The sequence below is a fragment of the Bradyrhizobium sp. 134 genome, assembly GCF_023074155.1.
Classification (GTDB): domain Bacteria; phylum Pseudomonadota; class Alphaproteobacteria; order Rhizobiales; family Xanthobacteraceae; genus Bradyrhizobium.
In genome coordinates, this window is sequence record NZ_JADPKX010000034.1 from 292,667 (window position 1) to 318,017 (window position 25,351).

A 25,351-nucleotide genomic window follows, 5' to 3' on the forward strand; every position below is an offset into this window, starting at 1 on the left:
CCTGCTCAGGAATGATGCCGGATGCGCTTGCGTCCGGTGATCATCGCGCTGATCAGGTTCTCCCGCTGAAGACGCCCCATCATCAGCACGCCCAAGACGTGCAGCACGACCAGGACGATAACCGCGTCGGATGAATAGTGGTGGGTGTCCTCGACCCACCAGACGCCGAAAAAGGTCACGGTCACCGACATCGCGCCTGATATCGTCGAGACCGCGAGCGAGACCAGCAGCGCCACCAGCATCAACGTGCCGGCGGGATTGAGCCCGATATAGCGGCCGGTGATGCCGCGGCGCAGATTCCAGAGATAATTCGGCGCGGCCCGAAGCCTGACGCCGACCATGCGGAAGCGCGAATAACGGCTTCCCCAAAGACCCCAGACCAGACGGAAGGCAACAAGCCCGAGCACCGTATAACCGATGATGCGGTGAAGTCCGTCATAGATGGTCGGCGTGAACCACGCCGCCAGAACGCAAGCCGCGAGCGCCCAGTGCCAGAGCCGCAGCGGCAGGTCCCAGACCGCGACTGTCCGCGAAGCGGTTCGATCCGCGGGGGTCCGGTTGGACTCCCCGCGTGCGTGCGGCACCGTTTCTTCGATCAAGCGAGGACCACCCTCAGGCATGACTTTGCGCAGACCATTTGCGCGCAGACCATCTGCCGCGGTCTACTTCGCAATCGTGTGCTTCAGGCTGAGATCTTCGGGGCTGTAGAACAGCTCGTAAAGCTTGCCTTCCTTGACGCCGTAGACCTCGTAGCACGAGCCTTCGATCTTGGAGCGCCGCACTTCGTAGCCGAGCGCCTTGGCCTTGGCTTCCGCTTCGCTCGCCGGCTTCCACGACGCCTTGTCGAGCTTGGTGCAGTCCTTGAAACCGTCGGCCGAGGCGGCCGATCCCATCCCAATCCCGATCGTCAATGCAACGGCAACAACACGAATAACCTTCACGAACGTCTCCTCTTCTGTCGTGGGCGCTACGCCCTGGGGCGAAGCGGGACCGAAGGAAGCAAAGCACATGATGAAGTCAATGCGGTTCGCGGCCGGCTCGCTTTAGAGTTATTCTAACGATCCGAAAAAGATCAGCGCTCTCCGTATGCAGCGCGCATTTGAGACGACACTGCGGCCTTACGTCTCACGGTTTGCGCGCAGCCAATCCGACCAAGAGAGTCGTCCTCTCACGCCGCGGCTGACGACAAAACCCATGCCCCGCGCCTTCGCATCCGAAAGGCCGATCGGCAGGATCCTTCGATGCAGTTTCCTCGCATCCTGATATTGGCGGGCGAAGGTAACGAGATCGAGCGCTTCGGGGCCGCCAATCTCCGTGCGCTCGCCGCGCAGCCCGTCGAACGCGCAAGTCACGACATGAGCGGCCACATCGGACGTGTCGACGGGATCGAACGTCGTGGTCGGCACCGGCCAGAGCGGAAGCCAGACGAGGCCCGAGAGGAACTTGTCGAGCAAATAGTAGAACGGCATTGCGCGGACCACGGACCATGACAGGGCCGACGCACGCACCAGCCGCTCGCCGGCCAGCTTGACCCGGGCGTAGGGCAACGTCGCCTCGTCGAGGCCGACGATCGAGACGTGAAGGAAGTGCTGCACCCCGGCCCGCCCGCAGAGCTGCAACAGCCGCTCGGTGCCCTCGACGTCCACGGCAGAGGGCGACCTGTAGAAGTCTATCGGGCGAACGCCGCCACGCCGCGCGATCGGCGAATAGGTCGCCGCATTGATGACCGTGTCGACCTCCCTCAACGCCTCTCGCAGTCCCGCGCCTGTCGCGAGGTCTCCGTTCGCCCATTCCACATCCGGCCGCGCGCCCGGCGTTCGCGCAAAAACCCGGACGCGTCGCCTGTCCTGAACGAGACGATCGACGATATCGCGACCGAGATGACCCGTGCCTCCGGTGACCAGCGTGACCGGCATATGTCAGCCCCTGCCAATCTTGCGCGGCGGCTCGCCGGTCGGAATGAGGACGGTCTCGCCCGTTGCTACGAGCGACAGTTCGCCATGCTCGTCTGCTGCGAACAGCTCGGCACGGGCGAACGCCTGCCTGCGCCCGGCACGAAGGGTCATTCCCTTGGCGATGAAAAGGCGACCGATGGCCGGTTTGAGGCAGTTCATGGAAAAATGAGACGCGGTGACCGAGCCCGCCAAGGTCGCGGCAGCAAAGCCGCAGGCGGTGTCGAGCAGAGCTGCAATCAGGCCGGCGTGCAGATGCCCGGAATATTGGCTGATGTCGTCACGCCATGTCATGCGGATGGTCGCTTCGCCGTTGCCGGCCGCAACCACTTCAAAGCCAGCGAGGCGGTTGAACGCCGCGGATGCGTTCACAGCGCCGAGCGTTGGCAGATCAAATCCGAAGCTTTCGCTCACGTCATGCTCCATCGTGGAGTCCGGTTGTCGAGATTGCTCGCCACGGCCTCTAAATGGTTGGCAGATCCGAGCAGGGCTGCCTGCTCGGCGGTCTCCGCCGCAAGCCCCGTCGCCACGTCGGAGGCCGCAGAAAGATTGAGCAGCCGCTTGGCCGCGCGGATCGCAGCGGGGCTGCGGCCGGCAATTTCATGCGCCGTTGCCAGCGCGGCCCCGACAGGATCTTCAGCGAGCTGCGTCGCAAAGCCATACGCAAGCGCCTGTTCGGCCGAGAAGACGCGGCCCGTATAGGTCAGCTCGCGAACAACGTCGTCGCGCGCAAGGTGACGCATCAATTGCGTGCCGCACATATCGGGCACGAGGCCCCATTTCGTCTCGATGATTGCGAGTTTCGTTGCGGGTGCGAGATAGCGGAGGTCTGCACCGAGCGCGAGCTGGAAGCCGCCGCCGAAGGCGACGCCATGAACCGCTGCGATCACAGGCACCGGCAACTCACGCCAGAGCCAGACCAGGTGCTGGGCATAATTGGCGATGCCATGCGTTCGCCGCGTCAGGTCGATCGACGGAATCAGCGCTTCGCCGTTCGCGGTGGCGACGAGCCGATCGAGGTCGAGGCCCGCGCAGAATGCACGCCCTTCGCCGGACAGGACGACGGCGCGGATGTCGTCGCGCGCACCAAGCTGCGTACCGGTCTCGATGATCGCCGCGAACATCGCCGGGTCTAGCGCATTCATCTTGTCGGGGCGATTGAGCCGGACATGGGCGACGCCGTTATCGATGGTCAGCCGGACACGATTTTCCATGACACTGCTCCGGTGGGTCCGTGGCTTGTCGGCGCGTCGCTCAGTAGCCGGCGACCGCCATGACGACGACGGCGCTGAGCGCCATCCATCCAAAATGCCGGCCGCGGGTGGCCCATGCGTTGGCGAGAGCGGAGAAGCCGAACACACCGGCCATGGTGACGACGATCCAGTGGCGCGCCGACTCCGATTGCATTCCAGGCGCCGCGATCAGGAGCACACCGCCGCCGATCCAGGCGACGGTAGAGGCCTGCCAGACCAGGCGGATCAGGGTGCGGAGCCGTTCCGGCTCGATGCGAGCGCGGGCAAAGACCTTGGTCTCGCCGAGAATGCCATGAACGAGGGCCACGGCAATGGTCACGACCCCGGCACACTGGAGCAAGAGATCACGCATCGTCAAAGCTCCCTGCAAATCTCGTCCATACAGTTATGTATGGTGAGATAGGCGCTGGCCTGCCGGCTGTCAATACACTAGTGTATGGTTTGCATCCGGAACCCGACATGACCGAACAGCTGACCGCCGACGACTGGATCAAACAGGGCCTGAAGGCGCTCGCGCGAGACGGCTTCACCGCGCTGAAGGCCGATCCGCTGGCGAAAGCCATGGGGGTCTCGCGCGGCAGCTTCTATTGGCATTTCGCCGATCTCGGCGCGTTCCATGCTGCTCTCTTGAAGCGCTGGCGCGAGATCGCGGCCGAGCAGATCATCGCCGAGGTCGAGACGGACAGCGACGAGCCGCTGAAAGCGCTGCTGCGCAGGACCTTTGGCGCGCGGCTCGAGCTCGAGCGCGCGGTGCGGAACTGGGCGGCCTTCGATGCGGCGGCACAGACGGCGGTGCGTGCCATCGACCGGCGCAGGCTCGACTATATCGAGGAGCTGCTGAGGAAGCGCGGGTTCGAGGCGGCGACGGCGCGAGCCCGCGCGCAAATCCTGTACTGGACGTTTCTCGGGTTCGCCCTGTCGGGCCCGCCATTGCCCGCCGCACGGCTCGAGGGCCTGCTCGACGAGATCCTGCGAATGGTTTCCGCTTGAGGCGACGCGATGGGCTGCCACGAATTTTTATGCTAGAGGCAACCGACCGCCGGAGACCCCCATGAACGCGCCCACCGAACGCCCCGAAGCCAGTGTCGATCCCAAATTGCTGGAGATTCTGGTCTGTCCGCTGACCAAGGGTCCGCTGGAGTTCGATTCTGCAAAGCAGGAGCTGATCTCGCGCAGCGCCAGGCTGGCCTATCCGATCCGCGACGGCATCCCGATCATGCTGCCGGAAGAGGCCCGCAAGATCGATTGAGAGACTTGTGGCCCGTTGAGAGACTTGCAGCCCGGATGGAGCGCCGCGAAATCCGGGCTACCGAAAATTCTACAACGCCTCGCCCTTCAACAACCGCGGTATCTCACCGGTCAAACCCGCGGCCTGGCGGATGAACAGGTTCTTCAGCGGCGGGGCGCGATCGACCAGGCCGAGGCCGATGTCGCGCACAGTGCGCAGCAGCGTCGATTGGTTGGAGAACAGAAAGTTCAGCGAGTTGGTGGCAACGCCCATCGCCATGGTGTCGAAGCGGCGCCAGCGCTGGTAACGTTCGAGCACGTCGGCGGCGCCGAGATCCATGCCGAGCCGCGCGGCATCCACGACGACCTCGGCCAGCGCGGCGACGTCCTTCAGCCCCATGTTGAGACCCTGGCCCGCAATGGGATGGATGACGTGGGCGGAATCGCCGACCAGCGCGAGGCGCTGGGCAATGAAGGAGCGTGCGACGAAATAGGACAGCGGAAACGCGCGCGGCTTGTCGAGCGCTTTCACCTCGCCGAGATGCAGGCCGAAGCGCTGCTCGAGCTCGCCGTGAAATTCCTCGTCGTTCAACGCAACGATACGCGCGGCTTCGCTGCGGCGCTCGGTCCATACCAGCGAGGAGCGCTTGCCCGAAAGCGGCAGGATCGCGAACGGCCCCGCCGGCAGAAAATGCTCTTCGGCACGCCCCTCGTGATCGCGCTCATGCCCGACGGTGACGACGATGCCGGATTGATCGTATTCCCAGCCATGGGTGGCGATGCCGGCGCGCTCGCGCAGTTTCGACTTCGCACCGTCGGCCGCGACCAGGAGGCTCGCTGCAATCACGCTGCCGTCGCCGAGCGTCACGTCGATACCTTCGGCCCGCGCGTCGTAAGACGACACGGTGGTCGCGCGGAGATCGATGCCCTCGGCCTCGGCGCGCACCACCAGCGCATCGATCAGGCGCCGGTTCTCGACCATATGCGCGAAGGGCTCGCCCGGCGCGACATCGCCGGCAAAGTTGAGGAACGCCGGGCGGGTGGCGTCTTCTAGCTTGGAATCGGTGACGACCATGTCGAGGATCGGCTGCGCCTCGCCCCTGACGTCGTCCCAGGCGCCGATTGCCTCGAACAGGCGGCGGCAGGCCGCCACGATCGCGGTCGCGCGCGGGTCCCGGCTCGGACGTGTCCCGAGCGCCGGGTCGGCGACGATGACGGGGATCTCGGGGCCGAGCCCCTGGCGCAGCGCCAGGGCTAGCGCCAGGCCCGCAAACGCGCCGCCACCAATGACAATGCTACCCTGTACCGACATACCCAATTCCCGGCTAAGTCTTCGCGTTTTCTTGGTCTTGCTACCAGACTTGAGGTGGGCGAAACAGTGCGGTGAAACAAGGGCGGAACGCCCCCATCGTGTCATTCCGGAGCAGCGAAGCCGGGGCGGCAAGGCGAAAGCTGAATTCCATGTCCAAGAGCCTGATCGACCTCATCTCGATCCTCGACCTCGAACAGCTCGAGGTGAACCTGTTCCGCGGCAACAGTCCGAAGACCAGCTGGCAACGGGTATTCGGCGGCCAGGTGATCGGTCAGGCGATGGTTGCGGCGTGCCGCACCGTCGAGGGCCGGCTGCCGCATTCGCTGCATTGCTATTTCATCCTGCCGGGCGATCCGCAGATCCCGATCATCTACCAGGTCGAGCGCCTGCGCGACGGCAAGAGCTACTCGACGCGCCGCGTCACCGCGATCCAGCACGGCAACGCGATCTTCTCGATCATGGTGTCGTTCCACGCGGAGGAAGAGAGCGCGTTCGATCATCAGGACAAGATGCCCGACGTGCCGCCGCCGGAAAAGCTGACGGCGGAGGAGGTGGCGAAGCAGCCGATGTTCAAGGAGATGCCGGAGTTCATCCGCCGCTACTATGAATCCGACCGTCCGATCGAGCTGCGCCCGGTCGAGCTCGGCCGCTATTTCGGTGAGAGGATCGACGACGGCCGCATCCATGTCTGGATCAAGACCGCGGCGACGCTGCCGGACGATCCGGCGCTGCACATGTGCGCGCTGGCCTACGCGTCCGACTTCTCGCTGCTCGATGCGATCATGGCGCGCTACGGCCGTACCCTTTTCGACAAGCGCATGATGCCGGCGAGCCTCGACCACGCGATGTGGTTTCACCGCCCGTTCCGCGCCGACGAATGGCTGCTCTACGCACAGGATTCGCCGAGCGCCCGAAGCGGCCGCGGCTTGACCCGTGGTTCGATCTTCAAGCCCGACGGCACGCTGGTGGCTTCCGTCGCGCAGGAAGGCTCGGTGCGCGAGCGGAGAGCCTAGGAGGCATAAGCACGATCGATCGCGCTTATGCCTCTCGCGGTCAGGCCCGGAGCGATCCCCGCGGAGCCAGGACGGTCTCCGACGCGAACCAGTTCATGATCCAGCGATACACCCACGGGATCGGGATGATGAAGCCGCACAGGAATGCGGCCACGATGCCGCGCCAGAGAATCCCGAGACCGCTGCCGTTGAAGATGATCTCGCGCCGCGTGCCTTCGATGCTGCGGCAGAACCAGCGGATCTGAGCGGCGGCGACCCAGGCCCAGCCGATGATGGTGATGATGGAGATCGCGAACAGCAGGCTCCAGCCGACATAGGCCCAGACCGTGCCGGTGAAGCTCAGGCCGAGCGGCTGCCCGTTGGAGGCGAGGTTCGCGACCATCCATTTGATCAGGAGCCAGTAGAGAGCGATCTGGGCGATGAACAGCAAATTGCTCAGCAAGGGGACACCGATCAACCCGATCACGATCGCCAGAACGATGAAGCCGAAATACCAGGGCACCAGCGCCATCGCATTCCCGGTGAAGCTGAGATTGGGCCGCCCGGGGACCTTCACGCAGGACACGATCCATTTCGTGTACCAGACGAACACCCACGGCACCGGGATGATGAAGCACATGCCGATCAGCATCACGATGCTGCGCCACGTGAACTCGAGGATGCCGAAATCGACCGCCAGCGATCCTCCGCCGCCACCGCCGCCGTAGCCTCCGGAGCCCATCATCGGCGGGCCGCCAGCGGGCATCATCGGGGGCGCACCGCCGCCGCCGATCAGGCCGGGGATTTCGGCGGCCTTCTGCCAGCCGGCCATGCCTTCCGACCACACCAGCGTATCCGGACGCACGACACCCTGGGCAACGAGATCGCGGAATTGCCCTTCCAGATAGGGGCCCTGCTGCTTACCCTCGGATGCGTAGAACCAACTCGCCATGAAACGTCCCCCTCGAACATAGTTTTGTACCGGCCGCGACGCTTGGGTTCATCGCATCCATTCCAAAAACGCATTGTGGAGGATGAACGGCTGCCCTGTACAGAGGCGGTCGTTCACATCGCCCAACGATTTTCCGCTTCAATCTGCAAGTTTTTTATGCCATTTGCCCGGAAAGATGCCAGATTGACGCTGCGCCGGGGACATACGGCGCGGCGCATCCCGGGGAATAGGCCTGACCATGAAACTCGTCGTCGCGATCATCAAACCCTTCAAGCTCGATGAAGTCCGCCAGGCGCTGACGGCGATCGGCGTCCATGGCATGACCGTGACCGAAGTGAAGGGCTATGGCCGCCAGAAGGGCCACACCGAGATTTATCGCGGCGCCGAATATGTCGTGAATTTCCTGCCTAAGCTGCGGATCGAGATCGCGGTTGCCTCCGATATCGCCGAGAAGGCCGTCGCCGTCATCACCGCGACCGCGCGCACCGGCCAGATCGGCGACGGCAAGATCTTCGTCACGCCAATCGACCACGCGACCCGCATTCGCACCGGCGAGACCGACAGCGACGCGCTCTAGATTTTTGCTTTGACGCGTTTTCCTTTCGCGAACCGGTATCCGCTTCGCTCGAAAACGCTCTTCTTCGATCGCACCGGGCAACGGCGCCACGGCGTGCGACGCAATCAATAGCTGGGGGAAACGACATGGCGGGATTGTTGCGCCGCGCGGCTGCTATCGCCGCGCCGATCGGACTTGTGTCGATCATGGCTTCGCCGGCGCGTGCCGCGGGCTCCGAGATCAACACCGCCGACACTGCCTGGATGATCGTCGCCACCGCGCTGGTGCTGATGATGACGATCCCGGGGCTCGCGCTGTTCTATTCCGGCATGGTGCGCAAGAAGAACGTGCTCGCGACCATGGCGCAGAGCCTCGCCGCGGTGACGATCATCTCCATTCTCTGGGTAGCGTTCGGCTATTCGCTGTGCTTCGTCGGCGACGGCCCGTGGATCGGCACGCTCGACCGCTGGTTTCTCGCCGGCATGACCATGGACAGCGTCAACCCGGCGGCGAAGACGATCCCGGAAGCGCTGTTCATGCTGTACCAGATGACGTTTGCGATCATCACGGTGGCGCTGGTCGCGGGCGCGGTGGCCGACCGGATGCGGTTCTCCGCTTATCTGCTGTTCTCCGTCGCGTGGTTCATCTTCGTCTATATTCCGCTGGCGCATTGGGTCTGGGGCGGCGGCTTCCTCGCCAGCATGGGCGTGCTGGATTTCGCCGGCGGCCTCGTGGTGCATCTGTCGGCCGGCACCGCCGGCCTCGTCGCGGCGAAGGTGATGGGACGCCGTCATGGCTACGGCACTGAAAATCTCTCGCCGTTCGATCTGTCGCTTGCGGTGATGGGCACCGGCCTGTTGTGGGTCGGCTGGTTCGGCTTCAACGGCGGCTCGGCGGGCGCAGCCAATTCGCGCGCGGTGCTGGCGATCATCGCGACCCATCTCGCAGCCTGCTCCGGCGCGCTGACCTGGGGTGCGATCGAATGGTCGACGCGGCGCAAGCCATCCGTACTCGGCATGATCTCCGGCGCGGTCGCCGGCCTCGGCACCATCACGCCGGCCTCGGGTTTCGTGGCGCCCTGGCACGGTATCGTCATCGGCGTGATCGCAGGCCTCGTCTGCTATTGGGCCTGCACCTGGCTGAAGCACCGCTTCGACTATGACGATTCGCTCGACGTGTTCGGCGTCCACGGCATCGGCGGGATGACCGGGACCCTGCTGGCCGGCGTGTTCGCAACCAGCGCGATCGGCGGCACCGCCGGCCTGCTCGAGGGCCATCCGCAGCAGCTTCTGGTCCAGCTGTATGGGGTCGCCGTCACCTTCGCCTGGTCGGCCGGCGTGAGCTTCGTCCTGCTCAAGCTGGTCGGCCTGTTCGTGCCGTTGCGCGTCTCGCGGGAGCACGAGCTCGAAGGGCTGGATATCTCGCAGCACGGCGAGGCGCTGCAGTAATTGGGCTTGCGCGACACATAAGCACATGCTTATGTGTCGCCATGATCGAAGCTGATATCTTCAAGGCGCTGGCCGACCCGACCCGCCGCAAGGTCTTTGAGAAGCTTGCGGGCGGAAGCCTCAACGCCAGCGCCTTGCGCGACGGATTGGAGATCAGCCAACCGGCGATGTCGCAGCATCTCGCCGTGCTGCGCGGGGCAGGCCTGGTGCGCGAGCAGCGGCAGGGCCGCTTTGTGAATTACGAGGTCGATCCCGAAGGAATCTCCGCCATCGGGACCTGGCTTGCGCGCTACCGCGCCTATTGGCCGAAACGCATGGATGCCCTCGCCGATCTCTTGAAGGAGATGGATCAATGAGCGACGCCGTGAAGCCTGATCCCTCCGACGCAGCGCTCGTGCTCGAATATGAATTCGATGCGCCGCCGGCCAAGGTCTGGCGCGCGGTGACCATTCCGGCTTTGCGCGAGCGCTGGCTGCCGGATTGCGATCTTGCGGGCGCCGAGCCGGAGACATCGATCCCGGGTCAAGAGGTGCGCTATCGGCTTCGCGATTCCGAACCGCCGTTTCGCGAAAGCCATGTCATCTTCCGGATCGAGCCGAACGAGGACGGCGGCACCCGCTTTCGCATCATCCAGCAAGCCTGCGATATCGGCATGAAGCTGCCGCAGCCGGCCAACAGCAATGGCTGCCTGATGCGCGCGGCCGCCTAACACCGACACCACTTCATCACCCCGCAGAAACGGAGGTCGCCGATGCGCGACATGCTTCAGCTCGTCCCTATGGTCGTCGAACAATCCGCCCGCGGCGAACGATCCTTTGACATCTATTCGCGCCTGCTGCGCGAGCGCATCATCTTCCTCAACGGCGAGGTCAACGATGCGATGTCCGGACTGGTCTGCGCGCAGCTCTTGTTTCTGGAGGCGGAGAATCCGAACAAGCCGATCAATCTCTACATCAATTCCTATGGCGGCGTGGTCACCGCTGGCCTTGCGATGTACGACACCATGCAGTTCATCAAGGCGCCGGTGCATACGCTGTGCATGGGCACCGCACGCTCGATGGGCTCGTTCCTGCTGATGGCGGGCGAGCCCGGTCACCGCGCCGCCCTGCCCAATGCGAGCCTTCACGTGCATCAGCCGCTCGGCGGTTTTCAGGGCCAGGCGTCCGACATCCTGATCCATGCCACCGAGATGCAGGAAACCAAGCGGCGCATCATCCGGCTCTATGCCCAGCATTGCGGGCGCCCCGAGCCGGACGTGGAACGGACCCTGGACCGCGACCACTTCATGACCGCGCAGCAGGCGGTCGACTGGGGGCTGATCGACCGGGTGTTCGCGGGACGCAGCGCCGCCTGACGGTCTCTGCCGGCGACCGTCCGGCAAGCCTCGCCTGGCCCAAGCTGGTTGGCCGGTTGCGCGTATTCCGTGAGCACAAGTGCGAAGGGGCCGATATTTCGCAGCACGACAAGCCGTGCAATAGGCGCCCGCCTTACGGAAATACCTTTCTGCTGCCCGACGCATGAGCACCAATGTGTCGGCAGCTTGACGTGCCTTTATTTTAATCAGCCATGGTCAGGTATTGAGCGCGGCGTAATAGCGCACTGCACCGCAATACGCGTCGAACGCGAAAACACCCGTTTTCATAGTCCGTTAGGCAACACGCCCGATCTGGCACGGCATTTGATTCTATGGGTCCTGGCTGTGCCCGCGTAGTGAACTTTCTCCCTCGTGGCGAACCAGTCGAGAAACGCCCGGCCACGTCCGGACCGGGCCCAAGCGGGGATAGGACCCATGAAAATTGTTATGGCGATTATTAAGCCATTCAAGCTGGAAGAAGTCCGTGACGCCCTGACCGCCATCGGCGTTCACGGTCTCACGGTGACGGAAGTCAAGGGATATGGCCGCCAGAAGGGCCATACGGAAATCTATCGCGGCGCCGAATATGCCGTGAGCTTCCTGCCCAAGATCAAGATCGAGGTCGCTGTCGCCTCCGACCAGGTCGACAAGACCATCGATGCCATCACGACCGCCGCGAAAACCGGACAGATCGGCGACGGCAAGATCTTCGTCATCAATCTCGACCATGCGGTTCGTATCCGCACCGGCGAGGCCGATGCTGCGGCCCTTTGATTTCGCGCTCAATCAAAATTCAATCAGGAGTAAATGAAATGACGTTTAAGCGTCCCTATGGCGCGGGATTGGCGGCTCTCGCAGTCGGCCTGTTCGCTGCGACCGCAGCCTACGCCGAGCCAACGGTCAACAAGGGAGACAACGCCTGGATGCTGACATCGACAGTGCTCGTGCTGTTGATGACGATCCCCGGCCTCGCGCTGTTCTACGGCGGCCTCGTCCGCTCCAAGAACATGCTCTCGGTCCTGATGCAGGTGTTCTACACCGTCTGCGTCGTCACCGTGATCTGGGCCGTGTACGGCTACAGCCTCACCTTCACCGGCGGTTCCGACTTCATCGGCGGCTTCTCCAAGGCCTTCATGATGGGCGTCACCACCGACTCGAAGGCCGCGACCTTCTCGGTCGACGCCAATATCTCGGAGCTCATCTATATGTGCTTCCAGATGACCTTCGCGGCGATCACGCCCGCCCTCATCGTCGGCGCCTTCGCCGAGCGCATGAAGTTCGCGGCGCTCGCGCTGTTCGTCCCGCTCTGGGTCACCCTGATCTACTTCCCGATCGCGCACATGGTCTGGTACTGGCCCGGCCCGGACATGATCCAGGACGCTGCCAAGGCTCTGGCTGCTGCGGCTGATGGCGCGGCGAAGACCGCGGCGCAGGCCAAGCTCGACGAGATCAACGCCGACGCAGGCTGGATCTTCAAGAAGGGCGCGATCGACTTCGCGGGCGGCACCGTGGTGCACATCAACGCCGGCATCGCAGGCCTCGTCGGCGCCCTGCTGATCGGCAAGCGCGTCGGTTACGGCAAGGAGCTGATGGCTCCGCACTCGCTGACGATGTCGATGATCGGCGCCTCGCTGCTCTGGGTCGGCTGGTTCGGCTTCAACGCCGGCTCCAACCTCGAAGCCAACGGCGGCGCGGCCCTCGCCATGACCAACTCCTTCGTCGCCACCGCAGCCGCCGCGCTGTCGTGGATGTTCGCGGAGTGGATCATCAAGGGTCACCCGTCGGTGCTCGGCGTCATCTCCGGCGCTGTCGCGGGCCTCGTGGCCGTCACGCCTGCCGCCGGCTTCTCCGGCGTGATGGGTGCGATCGTCCTCGGCCTCGTGGTCGGCGTGGTCTGCCTGTTCTTCTGCACCGTCGTGAAGAACGCGCTCGGCTACGACGACTCCCTCGATGTGTTCGGCGTGCACTGCGTCGGCGGCATTGTCGGCGCCCTCGGCACCGGCATTCTCGTCAATCCGGCGCTGGGTGGTGCGGGCATCATCGACTACACCGCGATCCCGCCGAAGGTTGCCGATTACGACTTCGCGGCGCAGATGATCTCCCAGGCCTGGGGCGTCGGCACCACGCTGGTGTGGTCGGGTATCGGTTCGGCGATCCTCTACAAGGTCGTCGATGTGATCGTTGGCCTCCGCGCCAATGTCGAGAGCGAGCGTGAAGGCCTCGACATCACCGAGCACACCGAGCGCGCCTACAACATGTAAGTCTCCTCCCGGGCGCGGCCTCCTCGGGGGTCGCGCCCACAACTACGGTTTGGGGCACATACCCGGCAATGTCCCGACCGTTGAGGGGCTCCAGCGCAAGTTGGAGCCCCTTTCTTTTTGATTGGCGGAGCCGAAGAAAAAGATTGCCATTCCAACTCGCCGGCGCAGAAATATCGACCACAAGAAACAACAATCGGGAGGTCGTCATGCGTTTGGAAGGCGGATGCTATTGCGGCGAAGTGCGCTATGTCGCCGAGGGCGACCCGATGATGCAGGCGCAGTGCCATTGCCGCGAGTGCCAGTACATCTCGGGCGGCGCGCCCAACACCTTCATCGCGATGCCGGCGGCCGGCTTCAGCTACGTCACCGGGCAACCCAAGCAGTTCACACGCAAGGACCTGGAACGCGCCGTCACGCGCGAATTCTGCGGCGAATGCGGCACCCATCTGGTGACCAAGGTTCCCGGATTGCCGGCCGCGATCCTGAAGGTCGGCACGCTGGACGATCCCAAACAGTTCCATCCGCAGATGGCGATCTACACCTGCGACAAGCAGGACTTCCACGCGATCCCCGCGGGCATGGCTACATTCGAGAAGCTGCCGGCGCATTAGGTCTCGATGATGGCGCGCTCCCTCCCCCCATTGCGGGGGAGGGCTGGGGGAGAGGGTGTCTCAACATCGGGACAGTCCTGGATGGAGAGAACTCTCACCCGGCGCTGCGCGCCGACCTCTCCCGCAAGCGGGAGAGGTGCAAGAACCAGCTCCGCCCCGTGGCCATGCATCCCGTCGTTATCCGGCCTCATTATTCCTGCTCTGGACGGAGCCGACGACCGATGGTTAATCGCGTCTTAACCTCGCCCTATCTATGGTGAACTGAACCGCTTCCCGCCGGCGCCTTGGTCGCGACCGGCTGTTCCAAGAGTGCTGGCGTCCAGAATGGCTATGACCGCTTCATCCCGTGCGCCGCAGGACAGCGGAAGCTCCGATAGCGAACGCTCTCCTTTCGTCCGGCTGAACGAACTGCTGGCGCCGCATCAGCCCGGCAAGCCTTTGATTTCGCTTGCCGTCGGCGAACCGCAGCATCCGGTGCCCGACTTCGTCGGCCCGGTGCTGGCCAAGCACATCGCCGATTTCGGCCGTTACCCCGCGAACAAGGGCACCGACCCGTTCCGCAAGGCTGCAGGCGCCTGGCTGTCGTCGCGCTTCAAGCTGCCGCGCACCCTCGATCCCGAGAGCGAGATTCTCGTCCTCAATGGCAGCCGCGAAGGCCTGTTCCTCGCCGCGATCGCGGCCGCGCGCTATGTCGGCCCGCGTCCCGGTAAGCCCGCGATCCTGATGCCGAACCCGTTCTATCCGGTCTATGGCGCCGGCGCCCGCGCCGCCGCTTGCGAGCCGGTCTACCTGCCGACCACGGCCGAGAACGGCTTCCTGCCCGATCTCGACGCCATCGACGAGGCGACGCTCGCGCGCACGGTGGCGTTCTATCTGGCTTCGCCCGCCAACCCGCAGGGCTCGGTCGCCTCGCGCGGTTATTTCACGCGCCTGAAGCAGCTCGCCGACCGCTACGGCTTCGTGATCCTCAGCGACGAGTGCTATTCGGAGATCTACACCCGCGAAGCGCCCGGCAGCGCGCTCGAATGCGCCGGCCCTGATTTCACCCGCGTGGTTGCGTTCCAGTCGCTGTCGAAGCGCTCGAACCTGCCGGGCTTGCGCGTCGGCTTCGCCGCCGGCGACAAAAAACTCATCGGCATGTTCCTCGAGCTGCGCAACATCGCGGCGCCGCAGGTGCCGGTGCCGCTCCAGCATGTCGCGACCGTCGCTTACGGCGACGAGGCGCATGTCGAGGAGAACCGCAGGCTCTACCGGATCAAGTTCGATCTCGCCGACCAGATCATCGGCGGTCGTTACGGCTATCGCCGGCCCGACGCCGGCTTCTGCGTCTGGCTCAACACGTCCGAAATCGGCGACGACGTGTCCGTGTGCCTGAAACTCTTCAAGGAAGCAGGCGTGCGCGTGGTGCCCGGCAGCTATCTGGCGCGGCTCCAGCCCGACGGCTTCAATCCCGGCGCAGGCTACATTCGCCTTGCGCTGGTGCAGGATGGCGAGACCACGGCGCAGGCGCTGCACCGCCTGGTCGAGACTCTGGGTTAGGCGGGGCCCGTGAGCATGTCGACAATCGAACGTGTCATTCCCCTGGTCGGCCATCTGCCGCCCTCGATCCGCGAAGGGCTGGCGCGGCGCGTGCGCGAGCTCAGCGGTCTCGGCCTGATCGCATTGTCGGGCGTCGCCTCGGCGGCGCTGATGACCTGGTCGGTGCAGGATCCCAGCCTCAGCCACGCAACGTCGCGGCCGATCCGCAACATTCTCGGCTATGCCGGCGCGATCGGCGCCGACCTTGCGATGCAGATTCTCGGGCTCGGCGCGATCATGCTGGTCCTGACGGTCGCGGTCTGGGGCTGGCGCATGCTGACCCATCGTCCGTTCGACCGCGAGGCGCTGCGGCTCGGCTCCTGGGTTCTCTGCACGGTGATCGCGGCGGGCTTCGTCAGCTGCTGGCCACATGGCGGCGCCTGGCCGCTGCCAACCGGCCTCGGCGGCGTTGTCGGCGATGCGCTGGTTCGCGCGCCTGCGGTGATCTTCGGACCGCCGGGCATGATCTATCGCATGGTGCTCGGCACGATCCTGTTCGCCGCGATGGCGGCGACCTTCCTGATCGCCTGCGGCCTTGGCGCACGCGAGCATGACGACGAACTCGCGGAGATCGAGGACGACGACAAGCCGCTCGACCAGGACGATGAGAGCGATCGCGGTTCGGTATCGCTGGGCTGGCTGTTCCACGCATTGATGAGCACGAAGGCGCGGCTGATCTGGTTGCTTGGCGCTGCTTACCGCTCGCTGGTCTCGAGCGGACCCAAGACCAAGGCCGTTGCATTCAGCCGCCAGGAGCCGAAGCTCGGTGGCGGCCGCGCCGCGCCGTCGATCTCGCCGCAGGCCCAGGACGAGGACTACGACGACGAGCACGAAGAGGTCGAGGAAGACGAGGAAGAGGAGGAGGAGCCCGCCGCCCGCGCGCCGCGCAAGAAGGCTGCGCCCAAGGCCGCTTCCAAGAAATCCTCCGACAAGTTCGAGCTTCCGTCCGTGTCGGTGCTGGCCGCGCCGAAGGCCGGCGATCGCCAGCCGCTCAGCAAGGCCGAGCTGGAAACCAATTCGCGCGCGCTCGAAGGCGTGCTGCAGGATTTCGGCGTTCGCGGCGAGATCGTGAAGGCCCATCCGGGTCCCGTGGTCACGCTGTACGAGCTGGAGCCGGCGCCGGGTATCAAGTCGTCGCGCGTGATCGGCCTTTCCGACGACATCGCACGTTCGATGAGCGCGCTGTCGGCGCGCGTCGCCGTCGTGCCCGGACGCAATGCCATCGGCATCGAGCTGCCGAACGCGCATCGCGAAAAGGTCTATCTGCGCGAGCTGCTGGTCGCCAAGGAGACCGTCGATTCGGTTGCGAAACTGCCGCTCTGCCTCGGCAAGACCATCGGCGGTGATCCCGTCATCATCGACCTCGCACGCACACCGCACATGCTGATCGCCGGTACCACCGGCTCCGGCAAGTCGGTCGCCATCAACACCATGATTCTCAGCCTGGTCTACCGGCTGCGTCCGGACCAATGCCGCTTGATCATGGTCGATCCGAAGATGCTCGAACTCTCCGTCTATGACGGCATTCCCCATCTGCTGACGCCGGTCGTGACCGACCCCAAGAAGGCGGTGGTCGCGCTGAAATGGGCCGTGCGCGAGATGGAAGAGCGCTACAAGAACATGGCAAAGCTCGGTGTGCGCAACATCGACGGTTACAACACGCGCCTGCTCGAATTGAAGGCCAAGGGCGAAGAGCCGACGCGCACGGTGCACACCGGCTTCGACAAGGAAACCGGCAAGGCGATCTACGAGGAAGAGAAGCTCTCGCTCGACCCGCTGCCCTACATCGTCATCATCGTGGACGAAATGGCCGACCTGATGATGGTCGCCGGCAAGGACATCGAAGGCGCGGTGCAGCGCCTCGCGCAGATGGCGCGCGCCGCCGGCCTGCACGTGATCCTCGCGACGCAGCGTCCATCGGTCGACGTCATCACCGGCACCATCAAGGCGAACTTCCCGACCCGCATCGCCTTCCAGGTGACGTCCAAGATCGACAGCCGTACGATCCTCGGCGAGATGGGTGCCGAGCAACTCCTCGGCCAGGGCGACATGCTCTACATGGCCGGCGGCGGTCGCATCAGCCGCGTGCACGGACCTTTCGCGTCGGACGAGGAAGTCGAGAAGGTGGTGCGCCACCTCAAGACGCAGGGGCAGCCGGAATATCTCGAAGCCGTCACAGCCGAAGAGCCCAGCGAGGACGAGGACGGCGCGGTGTTCGACGCGTCCGCCATGGGCGCGGATGGCGGCGGCGATTTGTTCTCGCAGGCTGTTGCGATCGTCAAACGCGACCGCAAGGCCTCGACCAGCTACATCCAGCGTCGCCTGCAGATCGGCTATAACCGCGCCGCATCGCTGATGGAGCGCATGGAACTGGAGGGTATCGTCGGACCCGCCAACCACGCCGGCAAGCGCGAGATTCTGGTCGAGGAAGAAGACAGCCATATGTGAGGCGAACCGCCTCAAACCATCATTTCACGCAAAAACGTTATCTGCTTTCGGCCGAAATCACGCTAAAAGGGCGCCCAGCCACACAGGACGACGCGTTGATCAGACATCCGGACATTCGATTCGCTGCCATCGTCGCCGCGCGGAGCGCGCGCATGGCAGGCGTGATTCTCGTCACCGCCGCGATGGTGATCACGGCGTCGTTCGCGCAGACTGTTCCCGTGCCGAAGCCTGCACCGAAGGGCCGCGACGGCGGTCCGGCCGGTGGAGGGCCCGCGGTCACCGGCGCGACCCAGACGCCGCCGAATCCGGTGATCCCGGATCCACGCCGTAACGTGCCGAGCAGCATCTTCCAGACCTTCGATGCGAACCAGAAGGCGCAGGCGGCCAAGGTCAGCGCCTATTTGTCGTCATTGTCGACGCTGGTCGGGAATTTCGTCCAGGTCGGCCCCGACGGCAGCAAGACGCAAGGCGACTTCTACATCCAGAAGCCGGGCAAGGTGCGCTTCGAATATGACGCGCCGAGCCCGATCGACATCGTCGCCGACGGTTCGTCGCTGGTGGTGCGCGACCGTAAGCTCGCGACGCAGGACGTCTATCCGCTGTCGCAGACACCGCTGCGTTTCCTGCTGTCCGACCGCATCGACCTGATGAAGGACACCAACGTCGTCAACGTCTCGGCCGACGACGTCTTCGTCAGCGTCACCATCGAGGAGAAGCAGGCCCTGGTCGGCACCAGTCGCCTCCTGCTGATGTTCGGCGCCAAGGACGGCCAGTTGAAGCAGTGGACCGTCACCGACCCGCAGGGCTACGACACCACGATCGCGGTCTACAATCTGGACACGAGCAAGAAGCTCGATCCCGGCATGTTCAAGATCGATTTTACCAATTACGGCCCGTCGCCGGGCTGAGTGCCATAGGGTGGGCAAAGGCGCACTTGCGCCGTGCCCACCATCTCTCATCCTCACGCCAGCTATGGTGGGCACGCTTCCGCCTTCGCTCTTCGAGCTACGGCGGACAAGTCGCTTTGCCCACCTTACGAGACCTGTGGACACGCATTTGCGTACGCCCAATCCATGCTAAGACGCATCTCTCATGCGTTTTTCCCTGACAACCTGGAACATCAATTCGGTGCGGCTGCGCATCGATCTGGTCGCAAAATTTCTCAAGGGCGCGCGGCCGGACGTGCTGTGTCTCCAGGAGACCAAGTGCATCGACGACGCCTTTCCCCTGAAGCGCTTCAAGCGGCTCGGCTACGAGCATGTCGCGCTGAATGGACAGAAGGGTTATCACGGCGTCGCCATCGTCTCGAAGATACCGTTCGAGTCGAAGGATATCCGCACCTTCTGCGACAAGGTGGATTCACGCCACATCTCGGTATCGTTGGGCGAGAAGGCTGGGATCGCAAAGCCCTTGGTTGTACATAATTTCTACGTGCCGGCCGGCGGCGACATTCCCGATCCCGCGCTGAACGAGAAATTCGACCACAAGCTCCGCTTCCTCGACGAGATGAAGGCGTGCGAGCCGTTGCATCCGCGCGGCGAGGATCGCCACATCCTGGTCGGCGATCTCAACGTCGCACCGCATGAGAACGACGTCTGGTCGCACAAGCAGCTTCTGAAAGTGGTGTCGCACACGCCCATCGAAACCGAGAAGCTGCAAGCCGCGCTCGCCGCGGGCGATTGGGTCGACGTCGCGCGCGAGCGCATTCCGATGTCGGAGAAGGTCTACACGTGGTGGAGCTACCGCTCCGCCGATTGGACCGTCGGCGACCGCGGCCGCAGGCTCGACCACGTCTGGGTCTCGCGCGCGCTGAAAGATGCGGTCAGTGATTTCAAGATTCTGCGCGAGGCGCGCAGCTGGGAGCGGCCGTCGGACCATGTGCCGGTTACGGTGACGCTGGATCTATGATCGTCGCCCTGGCGAAGGCCAGGGCCCATTACCACCAGTCTTCGTTGTTGAGCGAGGACGCCGGTAATCGCACCAGGCCGGAAGCATTTGGGATAATGGGTCCTGGCTTTCGCCAGGACGACGTCAACTCGTCAGCTTCGCACCCGCCATCAATATATCGCTGGCGATCTGGCTGGAGCGCACAGCGAATTCATCGCGCAGACGAACGGCGGCGGCGGGGTCGCTTTCGAGCACGCGCTGAAACAGGCTGCGCGCGACGCGGATGACAGAGGCGTGCTCGATCGCGATCGCGCTCGACGGCCGCTTCATCGGCACGATCAGCGCGAGCTCGCCGATCAGCGCACCGGGACTCGCGATCATCTCCGCGCCGGCGCCGTCGTCGACCCGGAAGGCGCCGCGCTGGACCACGAAGCCGGCATCGGCATCGTCGCCGAGATTGAACAAGACGTCGCCGCGGACAAAGTCACGCTGCTCGGAGCCGATCGCCAGCATGCGCAAGGAAGCGTCTCCCAACAGGCGCAGTGTCGGGACACGCTCGAGAAGCGCTACATCGTCGTCGATTGACATTCAGGTCCGGGGCTCAAGGGCATGCAATCTCAAACGATTCGCACGCCCCAGAAGCGTATCACGGCACCAGCTTGTAGCCACCGGCTTCCGTGACCAGGATTTCCGGGTTGGCAGCGTCCTTCTCGATCTTCTGGCGAAGCCGGTAGATGTGGGTTTCCAGCGTGTGGGTGGTGACGCCGGAATTGTAGCCCCAAACCTCCTGGAGGAGGGTCTCGCGCGAGACCGGCATCTGGCCGGCCCGGTAGAGGAAGCGGAGGATCGCAGTTTCCTTCTCCGTCAGCCGCACTTTGCGCGCGTTGGCGGCGGTCAGCATCTTGGAGCCGGGCCGGAAAGAGTAGGGGCCGACCGAGAACACGGCGTCCTCGCTGGCTTCGTGCTGCCGGAGCTGGGCGCGGATGCGCGCCAGCAGCACGGCGAAGCGGAAGGGTTTTGCGACATAATCGTTAGCGCCGGATTCCAGCCCCAAAATCGTGTCGGAATCGGTGTCATGCCCGGTGAGCATGATGATCGGAGCCTTGAACCCGCCCTTGCGCAATGAACGGACCACTTCGCGGCCATCCGTGTCGGGCAGGCCAACATCCATCAGGACGAGATCGGGGGCATTGGCCTTCGCGGCGCTCGCGCCCTTGGCGCCGGTATCGACCGCGGAGGCTTCAAATTCTTCGTGCAGCGACAATTGCTCCACCAACGTATCGCGCAGATCGGTATCGTCATCCACGATCAGGATCTTGCGGGCATTGGCCATAGGGGGTCATCCTTTTGGGGTCCGGCGCGGCGCGCATCCATGCTGCACCCAGCCGAGAGGGAAGTTTAGGGGTCGCCGTTATTATTATTGTTCGTCTTGAAGTAGTGGGCTGTTACCGATTCACAAGCCAGAACCACTCTAACCCAGAATAGCAGGCCGTTTTGATGAATGTCCTGTAATGAATTCGACATCGCACGTTCATATGAAAAATAAAGCTGCTTCAGCTAGTTACACCATGAACCGGAGCGCCGGGCCGCTCTCGGCGATCCGCGTTAAGGCTGCCGCCGGGAATCCGCGCCGGGGGTGGCTGACCGCCGGAGCGCTGACGATTCCGGTGGCGCTCGGACGCGGCGGCATTCTGGCGAACAAGCGCGAGGGCGATGGCGGCACCCCGAGGGGCAGCTTCCGTCCCAGGCGATTGTGGTGGCGGGGCGACCGGCACAGCCGCCCGCAGACCTTCCTGCCGGCCCGGATCATCACCGGCGAGGACGCCTGGTGCGAGGATCCCAATGACCGTCATTACAATCAGGGGATCCGGCTCGGGGCGGGGCAGGGTGGTGACCGGCTCAAGCGGGCCGACCATCTCTATGACTTCATCATCGAAATCGACCACAACACGAGGCCGCGGATCGCCGGCCGGGGCAGCGCGGTGTTCTTGCATCTGGCTCGCGACAATTTCGGTCCGACCGCAGGCTGCGTCTCGATGACCAAAGCGGCGATGCGACAATTGCTGCGGCGGCTGGGACCAAAAACAAAAATCATCATTGGGTGAGGACACATGCTCGACAGGGATCAGATCGCCGCCGCTTCGCAGGTCCTGATCAAACATTGGCGCGACGGCACCAAGCTTGACGCGCTGGAGCCACGGTTGCGGCCACAGAGCCGCGCCGAGGGTTATGCCGTGCAGGCAGCGCTCGGCGGGCCCTTGTTCGGTTGGAAGATCGCGGCGACGAGCGAGTCCGGACAGAAGCACATCAATGTCGCGGGACCGCTGGCCGGCCGGATCATGAGCGACACCGTGATCGCCGATGGCGGCACCGCCTCGATGAAGGGCAACGCGATGCGCGTCGGCGAACCCGAGTTCGCTTTCCGCATGGGACGCGATCTGCCGCCGCGCGCGGCGCCGTATACTGTCGACGAGGTGCTCGCCGCCGTGGACAGCTTGCATCCTGCGATCGAGATTCCGGATTCGCGCTTTGCCGATTTCGCCGGCGCCGGCGAGGCGCAGCTGATCGCCGACAACGCCTGTGCGCATCTGTTCGTGCTGGGCGCAGCAACGCATGCGAACTGGCGCGCCATGGATCTCGTCGAGGAGCGGCCGCAGATCACGTTGCGTGGCCAGCGCTATCTCGGCCACGGCAAGAACGTGCTCGGCGATCCCCGAATTGCCCTGGTCTGGCTGGCCAACGAGCTGCGTGGCCTCGGCATCACCTTGCAGGCAGGGGAGGTGGTGACCACGGGCACGTGCCATCCGCCGCTACCGATCCAGGCGGGTGATCATTTCACGGCGGATTTCGGCGTGCTGGGGACGGTGTCGGTGAGTTTCTCTTGAGCCGCCCCATACACCGCCGTCATTGCGAGCGCAGCGAAGCAATCCAGAGTCCCTTCGCGGAAACATTCTGGATTGCTTCGCTGCGCTCGCAATGACGAATTCGAGAGTTCGTAGGGGGCCCTGCCAACATGACGGCTCTCACCGGTGCCCGAAGATCGCACTTCCCACGCGCACATGGGTGGCGCCGAGCATGATCGCGGTCGCATAATCCGCGCTCATGCCCATCGAGAGCTTCTTCAATCCATTGCGGGCGGCGATCTTGGCGGTCAGCGCGAAATGCGCCGCCGGCGGCTCGTCCACCGGGGGGATGCACATCAACCCCGAGATCGTCAGCCCGTAGGTGTCGCGGCAGCTCGCGATGAAAGCATCGGCCTCGTCGGGGGCGATGCCGGCCTTCTGCGGCTCCTCACCGATATTGATCTGGACGAACAATTCGGGGTGCTTGTCCTGAGATTCGATTTCCTTGGCTAACGCCTGGCAAATGCTCGGACGGTCGACCGAATGGATGGCATCGAACAGCGCGACCGCCTCTTTCGCCTTGTTGGATTGCAGCGGCCCGATCAGATGCAGCGCGATATCGGGGTAAACAGAAGTTAACGCCGGCCATTTGCCTTTGGCCTCCTGCACGCGATTCTCGCCGAATACGCGCTGTCCGGCGTCGATGACCGGGGTAATTGCATCCGCGGCGAAAGTTTTCGACACCGCGATCAGCGTCACGGAGCCACGTTCGCGCCGCGCATCCTTGCAGGCGCGCGCGATTTCGGCTTCGACCGCGGCGAGCGCGTTTGGTGAATGGCCGGTTAGTGGTGCGGCGTTGGCTTCGGTCATGATGTCGCATCGGAGCTGATTGTTGCGGAGCTAGTTCTAATTTTACCGAGTTCAAGAAAGAGTTTTTGAACCCTTTGCTTTACCTTAGCCGCGGGGTGGGCAGCGAAGATGGCAAACGTCAGTTTCAACCGCAAACGAGCGAAACTCAAGCAGGTTCTCGGAATCCGGGCGCGGCTTGCGTTGCTCGCGGTAATTCTGGTGACGCCTTTGATGTTCGAGCGCATCCGCTCGCTCGAAGACACGCGCACGCGGCAGATCGCGCAGGCCACGACCGAATTCACCACCGTTGCAAGGCACAGCGCCGACGCGCAGCGCGAGGTGATCTCGTCGGTCGAGACCATCCTGAAATCGGAAGCTTTCATCCGCGCCTCCGCCGGCGGCATCAGCAAGAGCTGCGACGTCCTGCGCGCGAGCCTGCCGTCGAATCTCCCCTGGATCCGTACGCTTCTGATCGCCGGCCAGGACGGACGCATCCAGTGCGCCACCAACAACATGTATGTCGGCCTCGACCTCAGTGACCGGCCTTACTTCCAGCAGGCGCAGGAAACCGGCCGCTTCGTGCTGAGTGACTTCATCCTGTCGCGCCCCGTGCCGACACCGACCGTCATGGCGGTTTACCCGGTGTCCGCCTTCAGCGGCGTAGCGGATGCCGTCGTGCTCGCCACCGTCAACCTCGACTGGATGTCGAAGGTCATGAGCAATCTGGGTGGTCGCGCCGGCATCACGGCCGTGCTGGTCGACAGCGCGGGTACCGTGCTGGCCGCACCGGCCGACCAGCACAGCGCGATCGGACGTCCGCTCGACAACATGCCGCTGATGTCCGCGATCGCCGACAAGGCGCTGAGGTCTGACCAGGACGAAGGCTCACTCTCTTTCCTCGCAGCCGACGGCTCCCGCCGCGCGGTCAGCTTTATCCGCATCGCCGGGACCAATGCCCGCCTGATCGCCAGCATCGACGAGGACAAGGTGTCCGCCGCCGTGAGCCGCGACATCCGCACCGCCTATCTTCAGCTCGCCTTCGTCGTGCTGTTCGTGCTGCTCGGCGCACTGATCGCAGCCGAGAAACTGGTAATCAAGCCGATCAGGATGCTCGCCGACATGGCCAAGCGCCTGGGCGAGGGCGATCTGTCGGCACGTGCCGCGCGCAATCGCCTGCCGTCCGAATTCGTGCCGCTGGCCCGCGCGTTCAACGCGATGGCCGCGCAGCTCAGCCAGCGCGAACGCGAGCTGATGGCCAGCAATGACCGGCTCACGGTAATGGCTTCGATCGACATGTTGTCGGGGCTTGCCAACCGCCGCGGCTTCCAGAGCCGCCTCGATTTCGAATGGATGCGCGCGCAGCAATATGGCAGCGACCTCGCGCTTCTGATGATCGACGTCGACCATTTCAAGCTGTTCAACGACACCTATGGCCATCTCGAAGGCGATTCCTGCCTGACCAGGCTCGGCGAGTCGCTGTCCGGCATCGCCGCCGACACGATGGGCTTCGCGGCCCGCTACGGCGGCGAGGAATTCTGCCTGTTGCTGCCAAACACCGACGTGGCGCGCGCCGTCGAAATCGGCGAACAGGCGCGCGCGGCCGTGCTGAAGCTGTGCCTGCCGCACATCACCTCCGACCACATGATCGTCACCGTCTCGATTGGCGTTGCCGCGACCAAGCCCAACGAAAGCTTGCGTCCGGGCGATTTGATCGAAGCCGCCGATGCCGCGCTCTACGCCGCCAAGCACCGCGGCCGCAACAACGTCGTCGAACACGGCATCACGGTGATCGACAACGGCGCGGCGGAAATGATGATGGCGGGTTGAG

The 25,351-nt window shown here is 64.2% G+C and carries 29 protein-coding genes; 18 read left to right on the plus strand and 11 right to left on the minus strand.

The genetic code is table 11. The annotated features are described in order from the left end of the window. Positions 1–5 precede the first annotated feature (5 nt). The 6 genes from IVA75_RS11035 to IVA75_RS11060 form a co-directional block, all read right to left on the minus strand. On the minus strand, positions 6–599 hold the full coding sequence (locus IVA75_RS11035) for a cytochrome b/b6 domain-containing protein (protein WP_247285007.1): 594 nt from the start codon (positions 597–599) through the stop codon (positions 6–8). A gap of 63 nt (positions 600–662) precedes the next feature. Then, entirely contained in the window at positions 663–941 is a 279-nt protein-coding gene (locus IVA75_RS11040) for a PepSY domain-containing protein (RefSeq protein ID WP_027566280.1), read from the minus strand. A gap of 177 nt (positions 942–1,118) precedes the next feature. Then, positions 1,119–1,916, minus strand: coding sequence for an NAD(P)H-binding protein (locus IVA75_RS11045; protein ID WP_247285008.1), 798 nt, complete (start codon positions 1,914–1,916; stop codon positions 1,119–1,121). 3 nt (positions 1,917–1,919) lie between these two features. Beyond that, positions 1,920–2,366, minus strand: coding sequence for a PaaI family thioesterase (locus IVA75_RS11050; RefSeq protein WP_247285009.1), 447 nt, complete (start codon positions 2,364–2,366; stop codon positions 1,920–1,922). Next, positions 2,363–3,166, minus strand: coding sequence for a crotonase/enoyl-CoA hydratase family protein (locus IVA75_RS11055; RefSeq protein ID WP_247285010.1), 804 nt, complete (start codon positions 3,164–3,166; stop codon positions 2,363–2,365). The genes IVA75_RS11050 and IVA75_RS11055 overlap by 4 nt, the downstream gene beginning before the upstream one ends. A 40-nt stretch (positions 3,167–3,206) precedes the next feature. Continuing rightward, complete coding sequence (locus IVA75_RS11060) at positions 3,207–3,557, minus strand: hypothetical protein (protein ID WP_247285011.1); 351 nt, start codon at positions 3,555–3,557, stop codon at positions 3,207–3,209. A gap of 107 nt (positions 3,558–3,664) precedes the next feature. Between IVA75_RS11060 and IVA75_RS11065 the strand changes: the two genes are divergently transcribed. Beyond that, a complete protein-coding gene (locus IVA75_RS11065) occupies positions 3,665–4,195 on the plus strand; it encodes a TetR/AcrR family transcriptional regulator (RefSeq protein ID WP_247285012.1) in 531 nt (176 codons plus the stop codon). A gap of 61 nt (positions 4,196–4,256) precedes the next feature. Further along, a complete protein-coding gene (locus IVA75_RS11070) occupies positions 4,257–4,454 on the plus strand; it encodes a Trm112 family protein (RefSeq protein ID WP_027514851.1) in 198 nt (65 codons plus the stop codon). A gap of 69 nt (positions 4,455–4,523) precedes the next feature. On the opposite strand, the gene IVA75_RS11075 is transcribed toward IVA75_RS11070, so the two are convergent. Next, positions 4,524–5,744 (minus strand): ubiquinone biosynthesis hydroxylase, encoded by a 1,221-nt coding sequence (locus tag IVA75_RS11075; RefSeq protein WP_247285013.1) that lies wholly within the window; start codon positions 5,742–5,744, stop codon positions 4,524–4,526. Positions 5,745–5,893: 149 nt separating this feature from the next. On the opposite strand from IVA75_RS11075, the gene tesB reads away from it, so the two are divergent. Continuing rightward, positions 5,894–6,757 carry an acyl-CoA thioesterase II gene (tesB, locus tag IVA75_RS11080; protein ID WP_247285014.1) on the plus strand — a complete coding sequence of 288 codons (864 nt, stop codon included), beginning with the start codon at positions 5,894–5,896 and terminating at the stop codon, positions 6,755–6,757. Positions 6,758–6,797: 40 nt separating this feature from the next. On the opposite strand, the gene IVA75_RS11085 is transcribed toward tesB, so the two are convergent. After that, positions 6,798–7,688 carry a DUF4339 domain-containing protein gene (locus IVA75_RS11085; RefSeq protein WP_247285015.1) on the minus strand — a complete coding sequence of 297 codons (891 nt, stop codon included), beginning with the start codon at positions 7,686–7,688 and terminating at the stop codon, positions 6,798–6,800. Positions 7,689–7,926: 238 nt separating this feature from the next. On the opposite strand from IVA75_RS11085, the gene IVA75_RS11090 reads away from it, so the two are divergent. The 12 genes from IVA75_RS11090 (at position 7,927) to IVA75_RS11145 (ending at position 19,852) form a co-directional block, all read left to right on the plus strand. Then, entirely contained in the window at positions 7,927–8,265 is a 339-nt protein-coding gene (locus tag IVA75_RS11090) for a P-II family nitrogen regulator (RefSeq protein ID WP_007598647.1), read from the plus strand. Positions 8,266–8,390: 125 nt separating this feature from the next. Next, positions 8,391–9,692, plus strand: a complete 1,302-nt coding sequence (locus tag IVA75_RS11095) for an ammonium transporter (protein ID WP_247285016.1) — start codon at positions 8,391–8,393, stop codon at positions 9,690–9,692. Positions 9,693–9,733: 41 nt separating this feature from the next. Continuing rightward, positions 9,734–10,048, plus strand: coding sequence for a metalloregulator ArsR/SmtB family transcription factor (locus IVA75_RS11100; protein ID WP_247285017.1), 315 nt, complete (start codon positions 9,734–9,736; stop codon positions 10,046–10,048). Further along, on the plus strand, positions 10,045–10,401 hold the full coding sequence (locus tag IVA75_RS11105) for a hypothetical protein (RefSeq protein WP_247285018.1): 357 nt from the start codon (positions 10,045–10,047) through the stop codon (positions 10,399–10,401). The genes IVA75_RS11100 and IVA75_RS11105 overlap by 4 nt, the downstream gene beginning before the upstream one ends. Before the next feature lie 42 nt (positions 10,402–10,443). Next, on the plus strand, positions 10,444–11,046 hold the full coding sequence (locus IVA75_RS11110; protein WP_247285019.1) for an ATP-dependent Clp protease proteolytic subunit: 603 nt from the start codon (positions 10,444–10,446) through the stop codon (positions 11,044–11,046). 435 nt (positions 11,047–11,481) lie between these two features. Beyond that, positions 11,482–11,820, plus strand: coding sequence for a P-II family nitrogen regulator (locus tag IVA75_RS11115; RefSeq protein WP_007598642.1), 339 nt, complete (start codon positions 11,482–11,484; stop codon positions 11,818–11,820). A gap of 38 nt (positions 11,821–11,858) precedes the next feature. Beyond that, entirely contained in the window at positions 11,859–13,307 is a 1,449-nt protein-coding gene (locus IVA75_RS11120) for an ammonium transporter (RefSeq protein ID WP_247285020.1), read from the plus strand. Between the two features lie 206 nt (positions 13,308–13,513). Continuing rightward, positions 13,514–13,918: a GFA family protein gene (locus IVA75_RS11125; protein ID WP_247285021.1), complete on the plus strand. Its 405-nt coding sequence runs from the start codon at positions 13,514–13,516 to the stop codon at positions 13,916–13,918. Between the two features lie 324 nt (positions 13,919–14,242). After that, positions 14,243–15,457, plus strand: coding sequence for an aminotransferase class I/II-fold pyridoxal phosphate-dependent enzyme (locus IVA75_RS11130; RefSeq protein WP_027566266.1), 1,215 nt, complete (start codon positions 14,243–14,245; stop codon positions 15,455–15,457). Positions 15,458–15,466: 9 nt separating this feature from the next. Next, entirely contained in the window at positions 15,467–17,944 is a 2,478-nt protein-coding gene (locus IVA75_RS11135) for a DNA translocase FtsK (protein ID WP_247285022.1), read from the plus strand. A gap of 152 nt (positions 17,945–18,096) precedes the next feature. Further along, a complete protein-coding gene (locus IVA75_RS11140) occupies positions 18,097–18,852 on the plus strand; it encodes an outer membrane lipoprotein carrier protein LolA (RefSeq protein WP_027566264.1) in 756 nt (251 codons plus the stop codon). Between the two features lie 184 nt (positions 18,853–19,036). Further along, positions 19,037–19,852: an exodeoxyribonuclease III gene (locus tag IVA75_RS11145; protein WP_247285023.1), complete on the plus strand. Its 816-nt coding sequence runs from the start codon at positions 19,037–19,039 to the stop codon at positions 19,850–19,852. A gap of 123 nt (positions 19,853–19,975) precedes the next feature. Here the strand turns inward: IVA75_RS11145 and IVA75_RS11150 are convergent, their stop codons facing one another. Together IVA75_RS11150 and IVA75_RS11155 are read right to left on the minus strand one after the other, a co-directional pair. Next, complete coding sequence (locus tag IVA75_RS11150; protein ID WP_007598631.1) at positions 19,976–20,419, minus strand: cyclic nucleotide-binding domain-containing protein; 444 nt, start codon at positions 20,417–20,419, stop codon at positions 19,976–19,978. A 58-nt stretch (positions 20,420–20,477) separates the two neighbouring features. Then, entirely contained in the window at positions 20,478–21,164 is a 687-nt protein-coding gene (locus tag IVA75_RS11155) for a response regulator transcription factor (protein WP_007598630.1), read from the minus strand. A 235-nt stretch (positions 21,165–21,399) separates the two neighbouring features. Between IVA75_RS11155 and IVA75_RS11160 the strand changes: the two genes are divergently transcribed. After that, the gene (locus tag IVA75_RS11160; protein ID WP_247285024.1) at positions 21,400–21,936 is read left to right on the plus strand and encodes a L,D-transpeptidase family protein; all 537 of its coding nucleotides are present in this window, start codon (positions 21,400–21,402) and stop codon (positions 21,934–21,936) included. A 6-nt stretch (positions 21,937–21,942) separates the two neighbouring features. Further along, complete coding sequence (locus tag IVA75_RS11165; protein ID WP_247285025.1) at positions 21,943–22,716, plus strand: fumarylacetoacetate hydrolase family protein; 774 nt, start codon at positions 21,943–21,945, stop codon at positions 22,714–22,716. Between the two features lie 138 nt (positions 22,717–22,854). On the opposite strand, the gene IVA75_RS11170 is transcribed toward IVA75_RS11165, so the two are convergent. Beyond that, a complete protein-coding gene (locus IVA75_RS11170) occupies positions 22,855–23,544 on the minus strand; it encodes a YggS family pyridoxal phosphate-dependent enzyme (protein WP_247285026.1) in 690 nt (229 codons plus the stop codon). Between the two features lie 108 nt (positions 23,545–23,652). Between IVA75_RS11170 and IVA75_RS11175 the strand changes: the two genes are divergently transcribed. Next, positions 23,653–25,350: a diguanylate cyclase gene (locus tag IVA75_RS11175; RefSeq protein ID WP_027566259.1), complete on the plus strand. Its 1,698-nt coding sequence runs from the start codon at positions 23,653–23,655 to the stop codon at positions 25,348–25,350. Position 25,351 lies beyond the last annotated feature (1 nt).

Excerpts from the sequence above, each read along its gene's own strand:
- IVA75_RS11045 (WP_247285008.1), bottom strand. The coding sequence starts at position 1,916 with ATGCCGGTCACGCTGGTCACCGGAGGCACGGGTCATCTCGGTCGCGAT.
- IVA75_RS11055 (WP_247285010.1), bottom strand. The coding sequence starts at position 3,166 with ATGGAAAATCGTGTCCGGCTGACCATCGATAACGGCGTCGCCCATGTC.
- IVA75_RS11060 (WP_247285011.1), bottom strand. The coding sequence starts at position 3,557 with ATGCGTGATCTCTTGCTCCAGTGTGCCGGGGTCGTGACCATTGCCGTG.
- IVA75_RS11065 (WP_247285012.1), top strand. The coding sequence starts at position 3,665 with ATGACCGAACAGCTGACCGCCGACGACTGGATCAAACAGGGCCTGAAG.
- IVA75_RS11070 (WP_027514851.1), top strand. The coding sequence starts at position 4,257 with ATGAACGCGCCCACCGAACGCCCCGAAGCCAGTGTCGATCCCAAATTG.
- IVA75_RS11075 (WP_247285013.1), bottom strand. The coding sequence starts at position 5,744 with ATGTCGGTACAGGGTAGCATTGTCATTGGTGGCGGCGCGTTTGCGGGC.
- tesB (WP_247285014.1), top strand. The coding sequence starts at position 5,894 with ATGTCCAAGAGCCTGATCGACCTCATCTCGATCCTCGACCTCGAACAG.
- IVA75_RS11085 (WP_247285015.1), bottom strand. The coding sequence starts at position 7,688 with ATGGCGAGTTGGTTCTACGCATCCGAGGGTAAGCAGCAGGGCCCCTAT.
- IVA75_RS11090 (WP_007598647.1), top strand. The coding sequence starts at position 7,927 with ATGAAACTCGTCGTCGCGATCATCAAACCCTTCAAGCTCGATGAAGTC.
- IVA75_RS11095 (WP_247285016.1), top strand. The coding sequence starts at position 8,391 with ATGGCGGGATTGTTGCGCCGCGCGGCTGCTATCGCCGCGCCGATCGGA.
- IVA75_RS11100 (WP_247285017.1), top strand. The coding sequence starts at position 9,734 with ATGATCGAAGCTGATATCTTCAAGGCGCTGGCCGACCCGACCCGCCGC.
- IVA75_RS11105 (WP_247285018.1), top strand. The coding sequence starts at position 10,045 with ATGAGCGACGCCGTGAAGCCTGATCCCTCCGACGCAGCGCTCGTGCTC.
- IVA75_RS11110 (WP_247285019.1), top strand. The coding sequence starts at position 10,444 with ATGCGCGACATGCTTCAGCTCGTCCCTATGGTCGTCGAACAATCCGCC.
- IVA75_RS11115 (WP_007598642.1), top strand. The coding sequence starts at position 11,482 with ATGAAAATTGTTATGGCGATTATTAAGCCATTCAAGCTGGAAGAAGTC.
- IVA75_RS11120 (WP_247285020.1), top strand. The coding sequence starts at position 11,859 with ATGACGTTTAAGCGTCCCTATGGCGCGGGATTGGCGGCTCTCGCAGTC.
- IVA75_RS11125 (WP_247285021.1), top strand. The coding sequence starts at position 13,514 with ATGCGTTTGGAAGGCGGATGCTATTGCGGCGAAGTGCGCTATGTCGCC.
- IVA75_RS11130 (WP_027566266.1), top strand. The coding sequence starts at position 14,243 with ATGGCTATGACCGCTTCATCCCGTGCGCCGCAGGACAGCGGAAGCTCC.
- IVA75_RS11140 (WP_027566264.1), top strand. The coding sequence starts at position 18,097 with ATGGCAGGCGTGATTCTCGTCACCGCCGCGATGGTGATCACGGCGTCG.
- IVA75_RS11145 (WP_247285023.1), top strand. The coding sequence starts at position 19,037 with ATGCGTTTTTCCCTGACAACCTGGAACATCAATTCGGTGCGGCTGCGC.
- IVA75_RS11150 (WP_007598631.1), bottom strand. The coding sequence starts at position 20,419 with ATGTCAATCGACGACGATGTAGCGCTTCTCGAGCGTGTCCCGACACTG.
- IVA75_RS11155 (WP_007598630.1), bottom strand. The coding sequence starts at position 21,164 with ATGGCCAATGCCCGCAAGATCCTGATCGTGGATGACGATACCGATCTG.
- IVA75_RS11160 (WP_247285024.1), top strand. The coding sequence starts at position 21,400 with ATGAACCGGAGCGCCGGGCCGCTCTCGGCGATCCGCGTTAAGGCTGCC.
- IVA75_RS11165 (WP_247285025.1), top strand. The coding sequence starts at position 21,943 with ATGCTCGACAGGGATCAGATCGCCGCCGCTTCGCAGGTCCTGATCAAA.
- IVA75_RS11170 (WP_247285026.1), bottom strand. The coding sequence starts at position 23,544 with ATGACCGAAGCCAACGCCGCACCACTAACCGGCCATTCACCAAACGCG.
- IVA75_RS11175 (WP_027566259.1), top strand. The coding sequence starts at position 23,653 with ATGGCAAACGTCAGTTTCAACCGCAAACGAGCGAAACTCAAGCAGGTT.